An 18,383-nucleotide genomic window follows, 5' to 3' on the forward strand; every position below is an offset into this window, starting at 1 on the left:
CGACGACCACCGCCACCCCGCGCGAGAAAGGCACTAGATGAACGACCGGCTCGCCGCCGCACTGCACCGCATCGAGGACGCCCTTCGACCCGCCGGGAGACGCGCGAACTCCTTGTGGCGCAGATCGAGAGCGGGCTGGTCGCGGCTGCGCCGCTCCGAACGGGCCAAACGGTTCGCCGTGGTCGCCGCGATCCTGCTCGTCGGCACCGGGGCGGCCGCCGGAGGCCTCGCGCTCGTCGGCGGCACCAAAGCCGACATCGGCCCCTTCGACACCACCGTCTCGCTCCACCCCGACCTCTCCGGCGAGACCATCGTGACCATCCCGCCCCTCGGGGACGTCATCTTCGACAGCCACGACGGCCCCATCGGCCTCAACCTCAGCCTCGACTCCGTCGACCCGATCGAAGCCCAGGACATCATCAACACCCCCGGCGGCGTCACCAGCGCCTCCAAGAGCCTCGCCTCCGACGTCACCGACGCGGTGGTCCGGGTCGTCGTCGAGGCGCTCGCGATCGTGACCCTGTGCGGGCTGCTCGTGGGCGCGCTCGCGTTCCGGACCATGCGGCGGGCACTGCTCACCGGGGTCACGTCGCTCGCGGTGACGGCGGCGCTCATGGGGTACGCGGCCACGACGCTGCGCGCCGAGTCGATCTCGCAGCCGCGCTACGAGGGCCTGCTCGCCTACGCGCCCAGCGTGGTCGGCAACGCCGAGGACATCGCGGTGAATTACGAGGAGTACGTCGCGAACCTGCAGAAGTTCGTCACGAACATCTCCGAGTTCTACGCGCTCGCGATGGACATGCCGCAGCTGGGCATCAACGACGACTCGATCCGGGTCCTGCACGTCTCCGACATCCACCTGAACCCGTCGGCCTGGCACCTCATGGAGTCGGTGGTCGACCAGTTCGACATCAACGCGGTCGCCGACACCGGCGACATGAACGACTGGGGCTCTGAGCAGGAGGCCGAGATCTTCTCGCGGGGCGTCGAGCAGATCAACGTGCCGTACGTGTTCGTCAAGGGCAACCACGACTCGGTCACGACGGTGGCGGCGCTTTCGGCCTACGACAACGTGGTCGTGCTCGACGGCGAGGTGCAGGAGATCGCCGGCCTGCGCTTCGGCGGGGTCGCGGACCCGCGGTTCACGCCGGACAAGGGCGCCCAGCCGTCGAGCGAGTACGCGCAGCAGATGCTCACCGAGTCCGGTGAGCGGCTGGAGCAGGCGATCGTCGACGCGGGCGGGGCCGACGTGGCGATGGTCCACGAGCCGCCGATGGCGGTCCCGCTCACGGGCGCCGTGCCGCTGGTCCTGGCCGGGCACACGCACGAGCGGGCGGTGCAGGACCTCGGCGAGGGCACGACGCTCATGGTCGAGGGTTCGACCGGCGCGGCCGGGCTGCGGAACTTCCAGTCCGAGGAGCCGATGCGGATGGAGATGGACGTCCTCTACTTCGATCCGACGACGAAGGCGCTCACCGCGTACGACTCGATCTCGGTGGGTTCGGGTACGGAGACCGACGTGACGCTCGACCGCACGGTGATCCCCACCGAGGACCAGGTCGACGACACCGAGATCCAGAACGGCACCGAATCCCCTGCGCCGCAGCGAGACTGAGAAAGGCCCGGAAACCGCGGTTTCCGGGCCTCCGACGTTGCGCTTCAGCCGGTGAGGGCCGGGCCGAGGACCAGCGCGGCGACCGAGAAGTAGATGAGCAGGCCGGTCGCGTCGCACAGGGTCGAGACCATCGGCGCCGAGACGAGCGCGGGGTCGATGCCCACTTTCTTCGCCAGGAGCGGCAGGAGCGAGCCGACGAACGTGGACCAGGTGCAGATGACCAGGAGTGTCGCCGCGATGATGAACCCGATGTCCCAGCCGTAGACGAAGCCGACCACGGGCCCGCCGACGACGGCGAGCATCGCCCCGAGCAGGAAGCCCACCCGCGATTCGCGCCAGGTGATCCGGAAGGCGTCGGAGAAGCGGACCTCGCCGACTGCCATGGCGCGGATGATCGTCACCGACGCCTGCGAGCCGGAGTTGCCGCCGGTGCCCGTGAGCAGCGAGATGAAGACCGCGAGGACGGTGACGTTCGCGAGGTAGGTCTCGTAGTAGTTGAGCACGGTCACCGTGAGCGAGGCCGAGACGGCGAGGATGAGCAGCCACACCGCGCGCTTGCGCGCCAGCATGAACACGCCCGCCGAGAGGTAGGGCCGTTCGAGCGGCTCGGCGGCACCGGCGCGGGCCGCGTCCTCGGTGTCCTCGGCTTCGAGGATCTCCATGGCGTCGTCCCAGGTGATGAGGCCGACGAGGCGTTCCTCGTGGTCGACCACGGAGAGCGCGATGAGGTTGGCCTCCTGGATGAGGCGGGCCGCCTCCTCCTGGTCGGTGTCGGTCGAGACCTGGTAGTGCTCGTCCGCGATGAGCTCGTGGACCGGCGTGTCGGGGTCGGCGCTCACGAGGTCGGCGAGGGTGACGGTGCCGAGGAGCTTGCGGTGCCCGTCGGTCACCGGCAGCACGTCGAGGTGCCGGGGGCGTTCGCGCAGGTGCCGGATGCGCTCGATCGCGGCGGCCGCCGTCATCGAGGCGCGCAGCGACACGTAGTCGGGCGTCATGATGCGCCCGGCGGACTCGGGCTCGTAGCCGAGGAGCTGCGCGGTGATGCGCCGGTCTGCGGCGCTCAGCTGGGATTGGAACCGGGTCGCGACCTTGGCGGGCATCTCGTCGAAGAGCTTGGCCCGGTCGTCGGCCTCCATCGAGTCGAGCAGCTCGCGGACGGTGTCGGTCTTGAGCCCGTCGATGAGCTCCTGCTGGTGGACGGTGTCGAGCTCTTCGAAGACCGCGAGCGCGCGGTCCTTGGGGAGCAGCCGGAACCGGAGGGCCTGTTCGGCCAGGTCCATGCGGGGCAGCTCTTCGGCGAGTACGACGGTCGAGGTGTCGGCGAGTTCCAGGCGGAGCGCCGCGAGCTCGTCTACCGCCGCGGGCGAAATGGGCTGGATGACCTGAGCCATAGCAGCCACCTCCATTACATGAGGAAAGGGCCGTGCCCCGACCTCATGCGGCGGCGCGTTCGCCGCAGGTCAGGCTGCCCGCTTCAATGTAAGAGGACGCGGAGCACGGTAAAAGGGAAATGGGAAGAACACGTCGGTATCTCGACTAGATCCGGGGTCGTCGCCCATGGCCCTCACCTCCTCCGGTCGCGGGTGAGCCTTGCGCGGTCAAGGGTAGCAATCATGTGTGAACAACATCGCCTTCTGGGGTGCCCAAAGACTCGCGGCTCACACCAGGATTGAACGGACAGTGAACGCGAAAGGGCCGGACAGCGGACGCTGCCCGGCCCTGAGTTCGCTTGTCAGCTCAGCTTGTCCAGGATGATCTGGCGGACTGTACCGGCGTCGGCCTGGCCCTTGGTGGCTTTCATGACCGCGCCGATGAGGACGCCGGCGGCGGCGTGGGTGCCGCCGCGGATCTTGTCGGCGACGGCCGGGTTGGCGGCGATGGCCTCCTCGACGGCGGCTTCGAGCGCGCCCGTGTCGGAGACGACCTCGAGGCCGCGCTTGGCGGCGACGTCGGCCGGGTCGCCTTCACCGGCGAGCACGCCGTCGATGACCTGGCGGGCCAGCTTGTCGTTCAGGCGGCCGTCGTCGACCATGCCCTGCAGCTCGGCGACCTGCTTCGGCGTGATGGCGAGCGCGGCGAGTTCCTCGCCGGACTCGTTGGCGCGGCGGGAGAGCTCGCCGAGCCACCATTTGACGGCGCCGGAGGGCGTGGTCCCGGCGTCGACGGTGGCCTGGATGAGGTCGACGGCGTCGGCGTTGACGACCGACTGCATCTCCTTGTCGCCCAGGGACCATTCGGCCTGGAGGCGTTCGCGCCGCTTGCGCGGGAGTTCGGGGAGCGTCGCGCGGAGCTCCTCGACCCATTCGCGGGAGGGTTCCATGACGGCGAGGTCGGGTTCGGGGAAGTACCGGTAGTCGGTGGCCTCCTCTTTGGAGCGTCCGGCGCGGGTCTCGCCGGTGGTCTCCTGGAAGTGGCGGGTCTCCTGGAAGATCCGCTCGCCGGCGTCGAGGAGCGCGGACTGGCGGCGCACCTCGTAGCGGACGGCGCGTTCGACAGAGCGCAGGGAGTTCACGTTCTTGGTCTCGGTGCGGGTGCCCCACTCCTCGCCGGGGAGGTTGAGCGAGAGGTTGACGTCGCAGCGCAGGGACCCCTGCTCCATGCGGACGTCGGAGACGCCGAGGGAGCGGACGATGTCGCGCAGTTCGGCGGTGTAGGCCTTGGCGACCTCGGGGGCCAGCGCGCCGGTTCCGGGGACGGGCTTGGTGACGATCTCCACGAGGGGGATGCCTGCGCGGTTGTAGTCCACGAGGGATTCGGTGGCGCCGTGGATGCGGCCCGTGGCGCCGCCGACGTGGAGGGTCTTGCCGGTGTCCTCCTCGAGGTGGACCCGCTCGATCTCGACGCGGTACTCCTTGCCGTCCACGACCACGTCGACGTAGCCGTTCTCGCAGAGCGGCTCTTCGTACTGGCTGGTCTGGAAGTTCTTCGGCATGTCCGGGTAGAAGTAGTTCTTCCGGGCGAAGCGGGTCCATTCGGCGATGTGGCAGTTGAGGGCCAGGCCGATCTTGATGGTCGCTTCGATGGCGGCCCTGTTGGCGACGGGGAGGGCGCCGGGCAGGGCCAGGCAGACCGGGCAGGTCTGGGTGTTGGGCTCGGCGCCGAAGGCGGTCGAGCAGCCGCAGAACATCTTGGTGTTCGTGTCGAGTTCGATGTGGGTCTCGAGGCCGAGGACGGGCTCGTAGGTCTCGACGGCCTTGTCGTAGTCGTTCAACTTGGTCATCGGACTAGTTCCCTTCGATCTCGGGCGCGGTGTCGGCGAGCAGGGTGTCCTGGGTGGATTCCAGGGCTGCCGCGACGCGGTAGGTGATGTCGTCGCCCATGACCGGGCCCATGACCTGGAGGCCGACGGGCATGCCCTCGGAGAGGCCGACCGGGACGGAGACGCCGGGGCCGCCGTAGAGGTTGGTCGGGATCGTGTAGAGGTCGGCGAGGTACATCTGGTACGGATCGCCGGTGCGCTCGCCGAACTTGAAGGCGATGAACGGCGTGGTCGGGCTGATGATGGCGTCGACCGATTCGAAGGCCTTCTCGAAGTCCTGCTTGATGAGGGTGCGGACGAGCTGGGCCTTGCCGTAGAAGGCGTCCACGTATCCGGCGCTGAGGGCGTAGGTGCCGAGGATGATGCGGCGCTTGACCTCCGGGCCGAATCCGGCTTCGCGGGTGAGGCTCATGACCTCTTCGAGCGAGTGCCGGCCGTCGTCGCCGGAGCGGAGGCCGTAGCGGACGCCGTCGTACCGGGCCAGGTTGGAGGAGGCCTCGGACGGGGCGATGAGGTAGTACGTGGGCAGCGCGTAGTTGAAGGACGGGCAGGAGACCTCGATGAGCTCCGCGCCGAGCTTCACGAGCTGTTCGACACCGGCCTCGTAGGCGGCGATGACGCCGGGTTCGGCGGCGCCGACGCCTTCGGCGAACTCCTTGACGATGCCGAGCTTGACGCCCGAGAGGTCGCCGGTGGCGCCGGCCTTGGCGGCGGCGACGACGGGCGGGACGGGCGCGTCGATCGCGGTGGAGTCGCGCGGGTCGTAGCCGGAGATGACCTCGTGGAGCAGTGCGCCGTCGAGGGCGTTGCGGGACACGGGGCCCGGAGTGTCCAGCGAGGACGAGAAGGCGATGAGGCCGTAGCGGGAGTTGGACCCGTAGGTGGGCTTGGCGCCGAAGGTGCCGGTGACGGCGCCGGGCTGGCGGATGGAGCCGCCGGTGTCGGTGCCGATGGCGAGCGGGGCCATCTTGGCGGCGACGGCCGCGGCCGAGCCGCCGCCGGAGCCGCCGGGGATGCGCCCGGTGTCCCACGGGTTCAGGGTCTTCCCGAAGGCCGAGTACTCGGTGGAGGAGCCCATCGCGAACTCGTCCATGTTCGTCTTGCCGAGGATCGGCATCTTCGCGGCCTTGATGCGCTCGGTGATCGTCGCGTCGTAGGGCGGGATCCAGCCTTCGAGGATCTTCGAGGCGGCGGTGGTCGGGAGGCCCTTGGTGACCACGACGTCCTTGACGGCGATCGGTACGCCCGCGAGCGGGCCGAGTTCCTGACCGGCGCTGACGGCGGCGTCGACCTCGGCCGCGGTGGCGAGCGCGCCTTCGCGGTCGACGTGGAGGAATGCCTTGATGGTGCCGTCGACGGCCTCGATGCGCTCGAGGAACGCGGTGGTGACCTCGACGGAGGTGAGGCGGCCCTCGCGGATGTCCGCGGCGAGCTCGGCGGCGGTCTTGTCGATGATGCGGCTCACGGTCTAGGCCTCCTCGTCCAGGATGCGCGGGACGCGGAAGCGGTCCTCGGCGGTGTCGGGCGCGCCCGCGAGGACGGCGTCGCGGGGCAGGGAGGGCTGGGGCTGGTCTTCCCGGAACACGTTCACCAACGGCACCGCGTGCGAGGTCGGCTGGACGCCGTCCGTGTTCACTTCGGCGAGCGTCTTCATCGATTCGAGGATGACGTCGAGCTGGCCGGCGAAGGCGTCGAGCTCGTCATCGGTGACTTCGAGGCGGGCCAGTCGCGCCAAGTGCGCGACTTCCTCGCGTGAAATCGTACTCACGACAGGTGTTTCCTAACGGTTACTAGCTGCGGGAAGACCAGTCGAGTCTAGGCCGTGCGCGGCCGGGGCCCGAAGCGGGCACCGCCCAGTGTGGGACGCTCGGGAAGCGGCTTCCCGGAGGTGTGACGGACGGATCGCGAAATTCGATCGACACAGATCGAGTGACCTGGATATGACCCCCTAGCCAGTGGACATGTGACGTGATACTCTTTCGTCACTGGTTCGGAACGGGTTTCCTGGTTTCCTTTCTGTTTCCTTGCTAAGAACGAGTCGGTGGGTGTTCCGACTTGTGGTGGTGTTCTCGAGCCAGTACAGGCCCCGGGCGAAAGCCCGGGGCCTGATTCTGTTCGGCTACAGGGTGTTCGCGCTCGAAGCGAACGCGCCCTGCTCATCCGTCTCGGTCGCCGCCTCCTCGCCGTCCTCAGCAAATTTACGGCTCGTGTCCTCGCCGTGCCAGGCTCGCCAGAGCGCCGCATAGTGCCCGTCGAGCGCGATCAGCTCGTCGTGGTTCCCCAGTTCGGCGACCCGGCCGTCCTCGACCACCGCGATGCGGTCGGCGTCGTGCGCGGTGTGGAGCCGGTGCGCGATCGCGATCACGGTGCGGCCCTCCAGGACCGCCCCGAGGGCGCGTTCGGTGTCGCGGGCCGCGCGCGGGTCGAGCATCGCCGTGGCCTCGTCGAGGATCACCACATCGGGGTCGGCCAGGATGATCCGCGCCAGCGCGATCTGCTGCGCGCTCGCCGCGTCCAGCTCCCGGTTCTTGCCGCCCAGCGGCGTGTCGAGGCCCTCGGGAAGGTCGAAGGCCCAGTCGGCGCCGACCGCGGCGAGGGCTTCGCGCAGTTCGTCGTCCGTGGCCTCGGCCTTGGCGAGGATCAGGTTGTCGCGCAAGGAGGCCGTGAAGACGTGGTGCTCCTGGGTGACGAGGGTGACGCGCTTGCGGCGCTCGTCGAGCGGCAGGGCCGCCACGTCGACGCCGCCGATCGCGGCGCGGCCCTCGCGGGGCACGTCGGAGCCGGAGATGAGGCGCGCGAGCGTGGACTTGCCTGCGCCGGAAGGGCCGACGACGGCGAGGCGCTGACCCGCGGGGACGCTGAGGGTGACGCCGTGGAGCACGTCGCGGGGGCTGGTCGGGTAGGCGTAGCGGACCTCGGTGAGGTCGACGGTGCCGTCGGTCGGGCGCTCGGTGGTGGCGTTCGCTTCGGCGTCCTCGGCTTCCGCGACGCCTTCGATGCGGGACATGGCCGCGAAGCCGCGCTGGACCTTCTCGACCCACATGAGGATGTGGTCGATCGGGAACATGATCTGGCGGGTGAGGACCGCGCAGGAGGCGACGGTGCCGAGGGTGACTTCGCCGTTGAAGTAGAACGCGCCGCCGACGAGCAGCACGGCCGCGGTCGGCAGCGCGTACGCGCCGTCGAGGAACGGGAAGTAGACGCTGCGCAGGAACAGCGTGTAGCGGGCGGCCTTCCAGTGCTTGGCGACCGTGGCGTCCCCGGCGGCGTCGCGCTGGGCGCGGAGCCGGTAGGCCTCGGTGGTGCGGGCGCCGTCGGCTGAGGCGCCGATGGTGTCGCCGATGCTCGATTCGGCCTCGCGCTCGGCGAGGTAGCCGTCGCGTCCTCGTTTGAGGTACCAGCGGGTGCCGACCCAAAGCGGTGGGACGACGACGAGCATGCAGAGGCCCAGCAGGGGGCTGGCGATGAGCATGGCGCCGAAGAAGACCAGGACCTTGAGGATCGAGACGGTGACCTGCGGGAGGCCGTCGCGGAACAGGACGCCGGCTTCGGGGACGTCGGCCGAGGAGCGGGTCATGAGGTCGCCGGAGCCGGCCTGCTCGACGACGGGCATCGGCAGGCGCAGTGCGCGTTCGACGAACTGGACGCGCATGCGGGCGGAGAGTCGTTCGCCGAGCTTGTAGGACACGTACGTGCCCGCCCAGGTGAAGGCCACGACCGCGACGATGGCGGCGACGATGCCGAGCGCGAGCTTGTCGATCTGGCCTGTGCCGGAGCCGGTGGACAGCTCGTCGAGCATGTCCCCCAGCAGGATCGGGGCGACGGCCGCGGCGACGGCGGCGATCAGGTGGAGGCCGACGGCGATCACGGCTCGGCGCTTCTCGGAGCCGAGGAGCCGGAAGAACGCGCGGCGGACCGTCCGGGTGTCGGCGATCGGCAGCTGGTTCGTCCTCTTGTCGGTCATGACTCTCCTCTGGTGACGAGGGCGCGGTAGTCGGCGTGTTCGGCGATCAGCTCGCGGTGGGTGCCGTGGGCGATGACCTTGCCGCCCTGGACGAACGCGACCTTGTCGGCGCGGCCGAGCCACAGCGGCGAGGTGGTGGCGACGGCGGTGGCGCGGCCGCCGCGGGTCTCGGCGAGGCGCTCGACGATGCGGGCCTCGGTGTGGGAGTCGACGGCCGAGGTCGGCTCGTGCAGGAGCAGCGCTTCGGGATCGGCGGCGATGGCCCGCGCGAGGCGGAGCCGCTGGCGCTGGCCGCCGGAGAGGGTGCGGGCCTGGTTGTCGACCTCGGTGTCGAGGCCGTCGGGGAGCGCTTCGATGACGTCGTGCGCGGAGGCCGCCTCGACGGCGGCGTCCACGCGGTCGCGGCCGTCGCGCGCGGCGACGGCGGCGGCCACGGTCCCGGCGAACAGGTACGCGTCGTGGTCGGCGACGAGCACGCGGCGGCGCAGCTCGTCGCGGTCCAATCGGGACACGGGCACGGCGCCGAAGCGGGCTTCGGACTCGGTGAACCCGCCGAGGCGGTCGAAGACGGCGGCGACCTGCTCGGAGTCGGCGGACGCGACGGCGAGGAGCTCGCCGCCCGCGACGGTGAGGCCGGACTCGGGATCGTGGAGCTCGGCGCCGTCGCGCGGGCCGGGCAGGACCTCGGCCGCGGTCTCGCGTTCGGGCGTGTTGAGCAGTTCGCAGACCTTGCCGGCGGCGACGCGCCCCTCGATGATGCGGTAAGTGCAGCCGATGAGCCAGTGCACGGGCAGCAGCAGCGCGCCGGTGTACCCGAACGCGGCGACCATCTGGCCGGGCGTCAGGTCCCCCGCGGCCACTTGGCGTGCGGCGATCCAGATGACGACGCCGAGGAGGATGGCGGGCGTGCCCTCGCCGAGCGAATTCAGCCAGGCGGTGGGCCCGGCGACTTTGTAACCGGCGGAGCGGAGGGCGTCCGAGTCGCGGCGGTAGGAGGCGTTGAACCGGGCCTCGCCGCCGATGCCGCGCAGCACGCGCAGGCCGGAGACGATGTCGGAGGCGCGCTCGGTGATGTCGCCGACGCGTTCGCGGTACTGCTCTTGGCGGTCTTGCAGGCGGGTGAGCAGCGGGCCGGTGACGAGGCCGACGACGAACACGCCGATGAAGATGGTGAGGCCCAAGGCGACCGAGGTGTTGAACAGGAGCACGCCGACCGCGATGAGCCCGACGAGGCAGCCCGCGGTGGGGGCGAGCGAGTCGACCGCCCACGAGATCCGGTTGATGTCGGTGGCGCCGACGCTCACGACCTCGCCGGTGGTGAGCTTCTTCCGCAGGTCGTCGCCGAGCCGGTTCACCTTGCGGGTGGCGAGCTGCAGGACCCGGTAGGAGGCGTCCGCGCGCCAGAACACGGTCAGGCGGTGCGACCAGACGATCATCCCGGCGGTGAAGAACCCGGCGAGGACCATGCCGAGGGACCAGAAGGCGAGCGCGCTCCAATCCCGTTCGCGCAGACCGTTGTCGACGGCGCCGGTGAGGAAGAACGGGAGCACGGGCAGCGCGCCGAGCGCGACGCCGGAGGTGACGAGCGCCGCGGCGGTCAGGCCCTTGCGGCGCGTGGCCAACCATGCGAGGAGCAGCCAGGGGGTGGTCGGCGGCTGCTTCGCCGACGCGGAGGACGACGGGTCGCCCCTGGTCCCTTCGGGGAGCAGCGGATCGTCGAGCGGCAGCACGGGGGCACGGAGGAACCTCACTAGCCGAGCGTAAAGGGCGGGTCCGACAGCCGGCAATCGATTAACCGCTCGAATGGGTGCCTACCAGGACATTCGCTGAGCGTACCGGGTTGGTGAGAGATCAATATCGCACTGATCAGAAGGGACGAAACGGACCCTCGGAGAAATTGCCTCACGTCGCCTCGTAGACTCTGCGCGCCGCATCCGTTGCGGTGCCCCGTTGTTCTATCCTGCCCGGCCGACGACTTCGCCCACGACCTTTTCGCCGACCACCCGACAGGAGCCTCCGCCATGCCGGCGCTGCGTTTCGAAGACCTCCTCCAAGACCCCGACCGCCGGTACGACGCCGACCGCTGGGGCGCCGACGGCCGTCCCGTCCTGCTCCTCAACGACACCGGTGCCGACCGCTCGACCTGGTGGCCGGTCGCCGCCCGCCTCGCCGACGAACACGCGGTCGCCGTCCTCGACCTCCCGGAGGACCGCTCGATCCGCGACCAGGCCGAAGCCCTCGCCGAATACGTCGCGGCCATGGGCACCCGGGCACCGGTCATCGCGGGACACGGCCGCGCGGCACTGGTCGCCTCGCTCTTCGCGGCCCGCTACCTCGCGCACGCCGTGGTCAACATCGAACAGCGCCTTGACGAACCGCACGTCGACCCCGAGCACGCCCTCCGCGAGATCACCGAAGGACCCCGCCGCATCCGCTGCCGCTACCTCGCCATCTTCACCAGCGCCCCCGGACCCGACTACGAAGCCTGGCTGCGCGAGCGCATCCCCGAAGCGGTCTGCGCGACCTACCGCACCGGCGGCGGCTTCCCCCACCTGAGCGACCCGAAGCGCTTCAGCGACGACATCCGCGAACTCGCCTCCTGAGGAGAGGGTCAAGCGGTCGCGACGTACCGGTCCGACGACAACTCGAACACCCGCACCGGCCGAGCAGCGGTCGGGCTGACGGTCTCGCGGAACAGATGCATCCCAAGTTTGGCCATGATCCGTTCGGAGGCGTCGTTGCCCACTTGAGCGATGCTGACGATCCGCTCCAGCCCCCGCTCCTCGAATGCGAACCGCACGGCGGCTTCAGCGGCCTCGGTGGCCAGACCCTGGCCCCAATGGGACCGCCCCAACCGCCAGCCGACCTCGACCGCGGGCAGCACTTCCGGCAGAAAGTAGGGCACCGCAAGGCCAGTGAACCCGGCCAGCTCACCAGTGGACCGCAGCTCTGCGGCGAACAGGCCGAAACCGTGCGACTCCCATTCGCTCTCCCACGCCCGGATCCCGTCGCGCGTCTGCTGCTCATCCCGAACGCCGCCGTCGCGGATCCACCGCATGACCTCAGGGTCGGCGTTGATGGCGGCCATGGGTGCGACGTCCGCCTCCCGCCAACGGCGCAGGATCAAACGAGGCGTCTCGAGCACGACCATCCTCTGATTCTCGATCACCGATCGACAATCGCGGACGCCGCCTCCTGTCGCGCTACATCCCTCCGATCACCAGCGCCATGGCGAGGAACAGCACCAGCTGATAAGCGCTGTTGAGGAAGGTCGGCTTCGGCGGGCGGCCAACCAGTCGAATTCCATGGCAGCCCTCTACGACAATCCGCCCCAACCACGCGGACCGCCGTTCCCCGGCATCGGCGCACTGGCGGAATAGAAGGCGGTCGCGGCATCATGGACCCCCGAGGAAGGCAGGACATGACCGCATTGCACGCCCGCGAGACCTTCAATGACGATCCCGAGGCATACCACCAGGCCCGTCCGGGCTACCCGAGCGGGCTCTACTCGATCCTCGCCGAGCGCTGCGGTCTGGCGGCAGGCTCCCGGGTCCTGGAGATCGGCCCGGGAACGGGGCAGGCGACACGCGATCTGCTCGCATACGGGGTGGAGATCACCGCGGTCGAACTCGGTGCGGGACTTGCCGAGACGCTGCGGTCGTCGCTGCCCGATCCGCGCCTCGACGTCATCGTGGGCGACATCGCCCGGACGCCGCTACCGCGCGGCGCCTTCGATCTGGCCGTATGCGCCACGGCGTTCCACTGGCTCGAACCGGCCGAGGTCATACCGGCGCTGGCGAAGTCGCTCCGGCCTGGCGGAGCGCTCGCTGTCTGGTGGAACATCGTCGGCGATCCTGAACGGCCGACCCCGATTCAGGCCCGGTTGCGGGAGCTTTGGGCGGAGTGGGGGCCCGAACCGTCCGCGAACGAACTGGCTTCCCCAGGGCCGCATGGCCTTCACATCGAACAGCGCATCGCCGATCTGCGGTCCGGCGGCCATTTCGGTGATGTCGCGGCCGACGAGCTCAGGTGGGAGCATCGCTTCACCGCGACCGGCGTCCGTCGGCTCTTCTCGACCTTCTCCAACCTCAAGCGGCTCACCGCTGAGGAGCGGGATCGTTTTCTCGACCGCATCGCGGAAATGGTCGAGCGGGAATTCGGCGGCGAGGTCGCTCATCCCTACGTGACTGCGCTCTACACGGCCCGGAAGGCCGCCTGACCCGGCGACGCCAGCTCTCGCTTGCCGTCGGCTAGCGGGCGAAGGTCACGTGGATGGTGCCGCTCGGGGCGACCTCGCTCGTGACCTCGTAGTTCTGTTCGAACTCGCGGAGGCCCGCCCATAGGTTCTCGCCGCGGCCGAGCAGGATCGGTGCGACCGCGACGTGGAGGCGGTCGACCAGGCCCGCTTTGAGGTAGGCCTTCGCGACCCTGGCGCCGCCGCCGATGCGGACGTCGAGGTCGCCCGCGGCCTCGCGTGCGCTGGCGAGGGTCTCCTCGATGGAGGTCTGGACGAAGTGGAATGTGGTGCCGCCCTCCATCTCGAGTGTCGGGCGCTGCTCGTGGGTGAGCACGAAGACCGGGACGCCGAAGGGCGGGTTGGGTCCCCACCAGCCCTTCCAGTCCGGGTCGCCGGGGTGGGCGTGCAGGCCGAACATGCCCGCGCCCATGATCTCGGCGCCGATGCCTTCGAAGTACGCCTCGGCGTAGTCGTTGTCCATGCCGGTGGAGCCCTCCCCGGGCCGGCCCATGACGCGCTCCTGCATGGTCTTGGTCGCGACGTACGCCGCGACCAGGCGGCCCCAGTCCTGTCCGAAAGGGTCCTCCGGGGTCTGGTCGGTGGTCGTCGCGTACCCGTCGAGGGAGATGTTGAGATCGACTCGTACCCGGCCCATTGCCGTCTCCTCAAAGTGGTTGTAAAATGCAATCACTATCGTAGTTCGGGGTGCCGACGATGTCAAGGAGGGACATGGAACCGAGATCCGGGTGCGCGATCAACGCGGCGGTGGAGGCACTGGGAGACCACTGGTCGCTCCTGGTGCTGCGGGACATGATCTTCGGTGACCGCCGGTACTTCCGCGAGCTGCTGAACGGGTCGATCGAGGGCATCGCGTCGAACATCCTCAGCGACCGGCTGAAGAAGCTCGTCGCCGCCGGAATCCTGACCAAGGAGGCCGCCCTGCGCGGCCAGCGCTCCCGCTACAGCCTCACCGAGGCCGGCGTCCAGACGCTGCCGATCCTCTTCGCGCTGGGCAACTGGGGCCTGGACTGGCGAACGGGCACAACGGAACTGCGCACGCGGCAGGAGCTGATGCGCGCCGAGGGCGTGCCGTTCGTCGAAGAGCTCATGGATGAGCTGCGCGTCCGCCACCTCGGCGCCGCACCGGTCGAACGCGAGGGACCCGGCCCCTTGGAACGGCTCGAAGCCGCGTATCAGGCAGTGGCCGGCGGTGAAACCGCCGGGGACTGACCCGAGCGCCCGCCCAGGGCCGCAGCGGTTTCGGGGTCGGCCGGGAAGAAGGATTCGATGGCGAGTTCGGCGAGGGTGACGTCCATCGGCGTGCCGAAGACCGTGGTGGTGCTGAAGAACGAGAGGACGCCGCCGCCGGTGTCGATGCGCAGCGGGACGACGAGGCTGTGGGGCGGGGCGGTGTCGATGCCGCCGGGGTACTTGCGCAGTTCTTCGCGCAGCCGGTCGAGTTCGGGGTCGCCGGTGGCTCGGATCTGGTGGTCGAGGCGGGAGAGGAGGTGGCCCCGCCATTGCGGGAGGTTGCGGATGCGGGGCGCGACGCCCTTGGGGTGCAGGCTGAGTCGCAGTACGTTGACCGGGGGTTCGAGGAGCTCTGGGGCGCAGCCGTCGATGAGCCGGTCGACGGCGGGGTTCGCGTCGACCATGGTCCATTGTCGATCGACCACGATTGCGGGATACGGCATGTGGCCGTCGAGGATCTGGATGAGGGCTTTGCTGATGCTGCTCATCGAGGGCTGGTCGAGTGCGGTTTCGCTGTAGGCCGGAGCGTGCCCCGCGGCCATGAGGATGTCGTTGCGGTGGCGCAATGGGACGTCCAGTTCCTCGCAGACCTTGACGACCATCGCGGCGGTCGGGCGGGAACGCCCGGTCTCGATGAAGCTCAGGTGCCTGGAGGAGATGCGGCACTGGAGGGCGAGTTCCTGCTGGGTCAGGTGGCGCTGCCTGCGCCAGTGCCGGATCAGGTCCCCCGGGGCTTGCCGGGCGGTCTCGGTGAGCGGTGCTGCCATGCGGCCCAGCCTAAACCGACAGGTAGCGCGGCCCATTACCTCCGAGGTAATCGACGGGCGCCGTCATCGCGGCGAAGCTGGTGCCGTTCCCCGGAACCGCCGGGGCAGTGAGAGACGGGAAACCGACATGAACGACTTCAACGCCATCGCCGCCGCCTACATCGAGGCCTTCAACGCGACCGGCGCGGTCGAGCGCAAGCGCCTCGTGTCCGACGTGTTCACGCCCGAGGTCGCCTACACCGACCCCATGGCGGCCGTTGCGGGCCATGGCGGGATCGAGGCCTTCATCGCCGGTGCGCACCAGCAGTTCCCCGGCTGGGTCTTCACGCTCGTCGGGCCGGTCGACGGTCACGGGCGGCAGGCCCGCTTCGCGTGGGGCCTCGGTCCCGAGGGCGCCGAGCCGCCGGTCGTGGGCTTCGACGTGGTCGTGCTCGACGATGACGGGCGGATCGCCCAGGTGCTGGGTTTCCTCGACAAGGTCCCGAGCGCCTGACCGCCACCGGGGACGGGCGCGAGAGCGCCCGTCCCCGGCTGCGGGACAGCCCTTACGGGCCGGACCTCACTCAGACTCTGGTGGTCCACCAGTCGGAGAAGTCCCATCCGTTGGCGGAGTTCCAGCCGAGGGACCACCTGATGTCGTGGCCCTCGGGGAAGTCCTTGTTGCAGACGGTCCACGCCTTGGCCTGGCCGAGGGTGTCGATGCATTCGCCGGAGCGGTCGCCGTCCATGTCGTACCAGCGGAGCTTGACGGAGTAGCCGTTGGCCGCGTTGTCCTTGATCCACAGGATGTCGCCGCCGGGTTGGACGCAGCCGTCGACCTGGGGGAGGTAGCGGCGGTCCGTGCAGTCACCGCTCCAGTCGGCGTCCACGGCGTAGTTGATCTCCGCGGCGGCCGCGGCCGGGGAGGCGATCCCCAGGACGGCGACCAGGGTCACGGTGAACGCCGCCAAGACGGCGGCGATGCGATTTCGCGTCATTGCGTTCCTTTCTGCACACTAAAGGCGCCCCGCTCCAGTCCATTACGGAGCGGGTTGCCGAGGACACGCTGCACAGCAGGGGGATCCGCGTCGCACGACGAAGCCACACTGTGGACGCGGGAGCGGCACCGCGCGGTTGCCTGCCTCAGGAAGTTTTTGGGATCGGTCCCACGGCTGCCCGTCCGGACGGAGCGCTAGTTCCCGGCGAGGCGGTCAAACCAGCTCGAGCCGCTGTTGGACGGCTGGTCGCGGCGGTCGCCGACGAACTCGACCACGATGTCCACCAGCTGCTCCGGACTGTTCGTGGCGGTGATCGCGCGCGGGTGGAGGGCAGTCTGCGCACTCGGGTGGTCGGAGAAGAACACGGCGGGTGTGGGGATGCCCGCCGCGATCATGCGGTCGAGCAGCCGCGTGCCGGCCGCATCGCCGTCGGGTTCGTACTCGCGGCGCATGTCGGTGATCACGAGGTCATAGGTGCGCTTCTCGAAGGCGCGCATCGCCTCGTCGGTGGAGACGACCGGGTCCACAGTGATCCCGGCGGTGCGGAACAGCCGGATCAGCGGCTCGTTCCACTCCTGGTGGTCGTCGACCCACAGGATCGCGCCGCCTTGCAGGTCGCCGGCGGCGAGCGCGAGTTTCGTCGCGGCGCGCAGGCTCCGGTTGTCGGACCGGGCGGGCTGGAACGCGGGCGGCTGCTGGTACGCCGCCGGCAGCGGCTGGTTCCAGTAGGGCGCGTGCTGGTTCGGCGGCATCGGGGCGTAGTAGGCGTTGCCGTTGCCCGGCGGCGCTGCGAGCACCGGGTACGTGGGCGGAATGTTCGGGATCTGCTGGTTGGGAGCGGTCACAGTGGCGTGGGGGTCGGTCTCGGGCGGGGCGGTGGCGTCGACGGGCGCGTCCGCGGGAGGCGTGGCGGCGTGGTTCGGCTCGGCGGGCGGTCGGGTGTGGACGGTGTTCTCGTCCGCGGGATCGAGGTCCTCGTCGGCGGCGTCCACGGGCGGTGAGGGTTCGGGCGGGGCGGTCGCGACGCCGTAGACCGCCCCGTTCCCGGGCCGGACCTGCTGGGCGGGCAGCGGGTACAGCGCGGCCCAGTCCGTTTCGACGGGCGGCGGTTGGAGTTGCTGCGGCGACGGGCCGCGCACCGCGGCCTGCTCGATGGCCTGCTGAGCGAGTTCGACGGTGACCCAAGGAGTTTCGACCTTGGTCATGCGAGGGGCCTGCGCGGTGAAGATGCGCTTGGCGATCGCCAGAGCGATGAAGCCGAAGCCGATCCACAGGAATGCGGGCAGCACCTTGATCAGTTCGATCCAGATGGCTTCGCTCATCATGGGCTCCAAAGAGGGTACCGGGGCCGGGCATCTCTACCTTAATCGGCCATTGCCCCGGTACCGCCGCTGGCTCAACGGGTGAGCGTGCGGAACAGGGCGATCCAGCGGTCCGGCGGGACGCGGCCCACCGCCTGGTCCCGTGCGATCCCGGCTTCGGCGCAGGCCCGGTGCGCGAGCCGTCGTGGCACGGCCCTGCACAGGGACGCGGCGAGCGAGCCGCCGACGCCGGAGAAGCCGAGGTCCACGAGGTCGCGGTAGTCGGCCGCGGCCGCTTTGGGCAGCAAGGGCTTCAGGCGGCGGCGCAGGTGGATCGCGGCCGCGTCGACCCGCGGGACGGGCCGGAACTCGCTCCGGTCGATGCGCATCCCGAGCGCGAAGTCGAACTCGGGCCAGTGCTCCACGGTGAGGCGGCTCCAGCGGCCGTAGTCGCCGGTGTGCTTGCGGGCGAATTCGAGCTGCGTGACGAGGGAGGCCGAGGTGAGCGCGCGGGCATTGAGGCACCACCGGACGATGTCCGTGGTGATCCCGAAGGGCGCGTTGGACACCACGGAGAACGGCTCGCGTGGCGGCACCACGTCGCGGAAGTCGGCTTGGCGGCAGCGGAAGTGCTCGTGGTGGCCGAGCCGGGAGCGCAGGCGTTCGACGAAGTGGCGGTCCTTCTCGTAGGCGATCACGCGGCGGGCGCGGTCGAGCAGGGCCCTGGTGACCATGCCGTCGCCGGGACCGGCCTCGATCACGAGGTCGCCGGGGCCGACGCCGGCGGCGTCGACGAACGCACGTGCGGTGTGCGGGTCGCGGAGGAGGTTCTGGGAGAGGGCCTTGCGGGTAGAGACGTTCCGGACGCTATTGGCATGCGGAGTTCGGGCGCGCGGGAATTGGCTGCGGGACATGGGAAGGCTCCATGAGGACGAGTCGAATCAGGACGATCGATTCGCCTAGGCCCGCGCAGGGGCGCAACGCCGTGAAGACGGCGGTCGAAAGAAGCGCG

General features: G+C 69.8%; 17 protein-coding genes. 5 read left to right on the top strand and 12 right to left on the bottom strand.

All coding sequences use genetic code 11. The features are described 5' to 3' along the window. Positions 1-37 precede the first annotated feature (37 nt). Positions 38-1,615, top strand: a complete 1,578-nt coding sequence (locus tag O1R50_RS04245) for a metallophosphoesterase family protein (RefSeq protein ID WP_270108634.1) — start codon at positions 38-40, stop codon at positions 1,613-1,615. A 44-nt stretch (positions 1,616-1,659) separates the two neighbouring features. On the opposite strand, the gene mgtE is transcribed toward O1R50_RS04245, so the two are convergent. The 6 genes from mgtE to O1R50_RS04275 form a co-directional block, all read right to left on the bottom strand. Further along, positions 1,660-3,006, bottom strand: coding sequence for a magnesium transporter (mgtE, locus tag O1R50_RS04250; RefSeq protein WP_270108635.1), 1,347 nt, complete (start codon positions 3,004-3,006; stop codon positions 1,660-1,662). Positions 3,007-3,347: 341 nt separating this feature from the next. Further along, positions 3,348-4,835 (bottom strand): Asp-tRNA(Asn)/Glu-tRNA(Gln) amidotransferase subunit GatB, encoded by a 1,488-nt coding sequence (gatB, locus tag O1R50_RS04255; RefSeq protein ID WP_270108636.1) that lies wholly within the window; start codon positions 4,833-4,835, stop codon positions 3,348-3,350. A gap of 4 nt (positions 4,836-4,839) precedes the next feature. Continuing rightward, positions 4,840-6,339, bottom strand: coding sequence for an Asp-tRNA(Asn)/Glu-tRNA(Gln) amidotransferase subunit GatA (gatA, locus tag O1R50_RS04260; protein WP_270108637.1), 1,500 nt, complete (start codon positions 6,337-6,339; stop codon positions 4,840-4,842). A 3-nt stretch (positions 6,340-6,342) separates the two neighbouring features. Next, positions 6,343-6,642 (bottom strand): Asp-tRNA(Asn)/Glu-tRNA(Gln) amidotransferase subunit GatC, encoded by a 300-nt coding sequence (gene gatC / locus O1R50_RS04265; RefSeq protein ID WP_205324904.1) that lies wholly within the window; start codon positions 6,640-6,642, stop codon positions 6,343-6,345. A gap of 351 nt (positions 6,643-6,993) precedes the next feature. After that, on the bottom strand, positions 6,994-8,838 hold the full coding sequence (locus O1R50_RS04270) for an ABC transporter ATP-binding protein (protein WP_270108638.1): 1,845 nt from the start codon (positions 8,836-8,838) through the stop codon (positions 6,994-6,996). Beyond that, a complete protein-coding gene (locus O1R50_RS04275) occupies positions 8,835-10,589 on the bottom strand; it encodes an ABC transporter ATP-binding protein (RefSeq protein WP_270108639.1) in 1,755 nt (584 codons plus the stop codon). Before O1R50_RS04275 ends, O1R50_RS04270 begins: the two co-directional genes overlap by 4 nt. Positions 10,590-10,859: 270 nt before the next feature. Here O1R50_RS04275 and O1R50_RS04280 point away from each other — a divergent pair, with 270 nt between their 5' ends. Next, a complete protein-coding gene (locus tag O1R50_RS04280) occupies positions 10,860-11,441 on the top strand; it encodes an alpha/beta fold hydrolase (RefSeq protein WP_270108640.1) in 582 nt (193 codons plus the stop codon). Between the two features lie 8 nt (positions 11,442-11,449). Here O1R50_RS04280 and O1R50_RS04285 read toward each other — a convergent pair whose 3' ends face one another. Next, positions 11,450-11,989 (bottom strand): GNAT family N-acetyltransferase, encoded by a 540-nt coding sequence (locus tag O1R50_RS04285; protein WP_270108641.1) that lies wholly within the window; start codon positions 11,987-11,989, stop codon positions 11,450-11,452. Positions 11,990-12,259: 270 nt separating this feature from the next. On the opposite strand from O1R50_RS04285, the gene O1R50_RS04290 reads away from it, so the two are divergent. After that, a complete protein-coding gene (locus O1R50_RS04290) occupies positions 12,260-13,057 on the top strand; it encodes a class I SAM-dependent methyltransferase (protein WP_270108642.1) in 798 nt (265 codons plus the stop codon). 31 nt (positions 13,058-13,088) lie between these two features. Here O1R50_RS04290 and O1R50_RS04295 read toward each other — a convergent pair whose 3' ends face one another. Then, positions 13,089-13,730, bottom strand: a complete 642-nt coding sequence (locus O1R50_RS04295) for a dihydrofolate reductase family protein (RefSeq protein WP_270108643.1) — start codon at positions 13,728-13,730, stop codon at positions 13,089-13,091. 74 nt (positions 13,731-13,804) lie between these two features. Between O1R50_RS04295 and O1R50_RS04300 the strand changes: the two genes are divergently transcribed. Next, a complete protein-coding gene (locus O1R50_RS04300; protein ID WP_270108644.1) occupies positions 13,805-14,305 on the top strand; it encodes a winged helix-turn-helix transcriptional regulator in 501 nt (166 codons plus the stop codon). Here O1R50_RS04300 and O1R50_RS04305 read toward each other — a convergent pair. Further along, positions 14,269-15,093 (bottom strand): helix-turn-helix domain-containing protein, encoded by an 825-nt coding sequence (locus O1R50_RS04305; RefSeq protein WP_270108645.1) that lies wholly within the window; start codon positions 15,091-15,093, stop codon positions 14,269-14,271. The two genes, O1R50_RS04300 and O1R50_RS04305, sit on opposite strands and share 37 nt — an antisense overlap. 127 nt (positions 15,094-15,220) lie before the next feature. Between O1R50_RS04305 and O1R50_RS04310 the strand changes: the two genes are divergently transcribed. Beyond that, entirely contained in the window at positions 15,221-15,586 is a 366-nt protein-coding gene (locus tag O1R50_RS04310; RefSeq protein ID WP_270108646.1) for a nuclear transport factor 2 family protein, read from the top strand. A 70-nt stretch (positions 15,587-15,656) separates the two neighbouring features. Here the strand turns inward: O1R50_RS04310 and O1R50_RS04315 are convergent, their stop codons facing one another. From O1R50_RS04315 to erm, 3 genes are all read right to left on the bottom strand, one after another. Next, a complete protein-coding gene (locus O1R50_RS04315; RefSeq protein ID WP_270108647.1) occupies positions 15,657-16,070 on the bottom strand; it encodes a hypothetical protein in 414 nt (137 codons plus the stop codon). Positions 16,071-16,264: 194 nt separating this feature from the next. Continuing rightward, on the bottom strand, positions 16,265-17,392 hold the full coding sequence (locus O1R50_RS04320) for a DNA-binding transcriptional response regulator (RefSeq protein WP_270108648.1): 1,128 nt from the start codon (positions 17,390-17,392) through the stop codon (positions 16,265-16,267). A 74-nt stretch (positions 17,393-17,466) separates the two neighbouring features. Next, the gene (erm, locus tag O1R50_RS04325; protein ID WP_270108649.1) at positions 17,467-18,285 is read right to left on the bottom strand and encodes a 23S ribosomal RNA methyltransferase Erm; all 819 of its coding nucleotides are present in this window, start codon (positions 18,283-18,285) and stop codon (positions 17,467-17,469) included. Positions 18,286-18,383: the final 98 nt, after the last annotated feature.

It is taken from the genome of Glycomyces luteolus, from assembly GCF_027622875.1.
GTDB classification, from domain to species: Bacteria; Actinomycetota; Actinomycetes; order Mycobacteriales; family Micromonosporaceae; genus Glycomyces; species Glycomyces luteolus.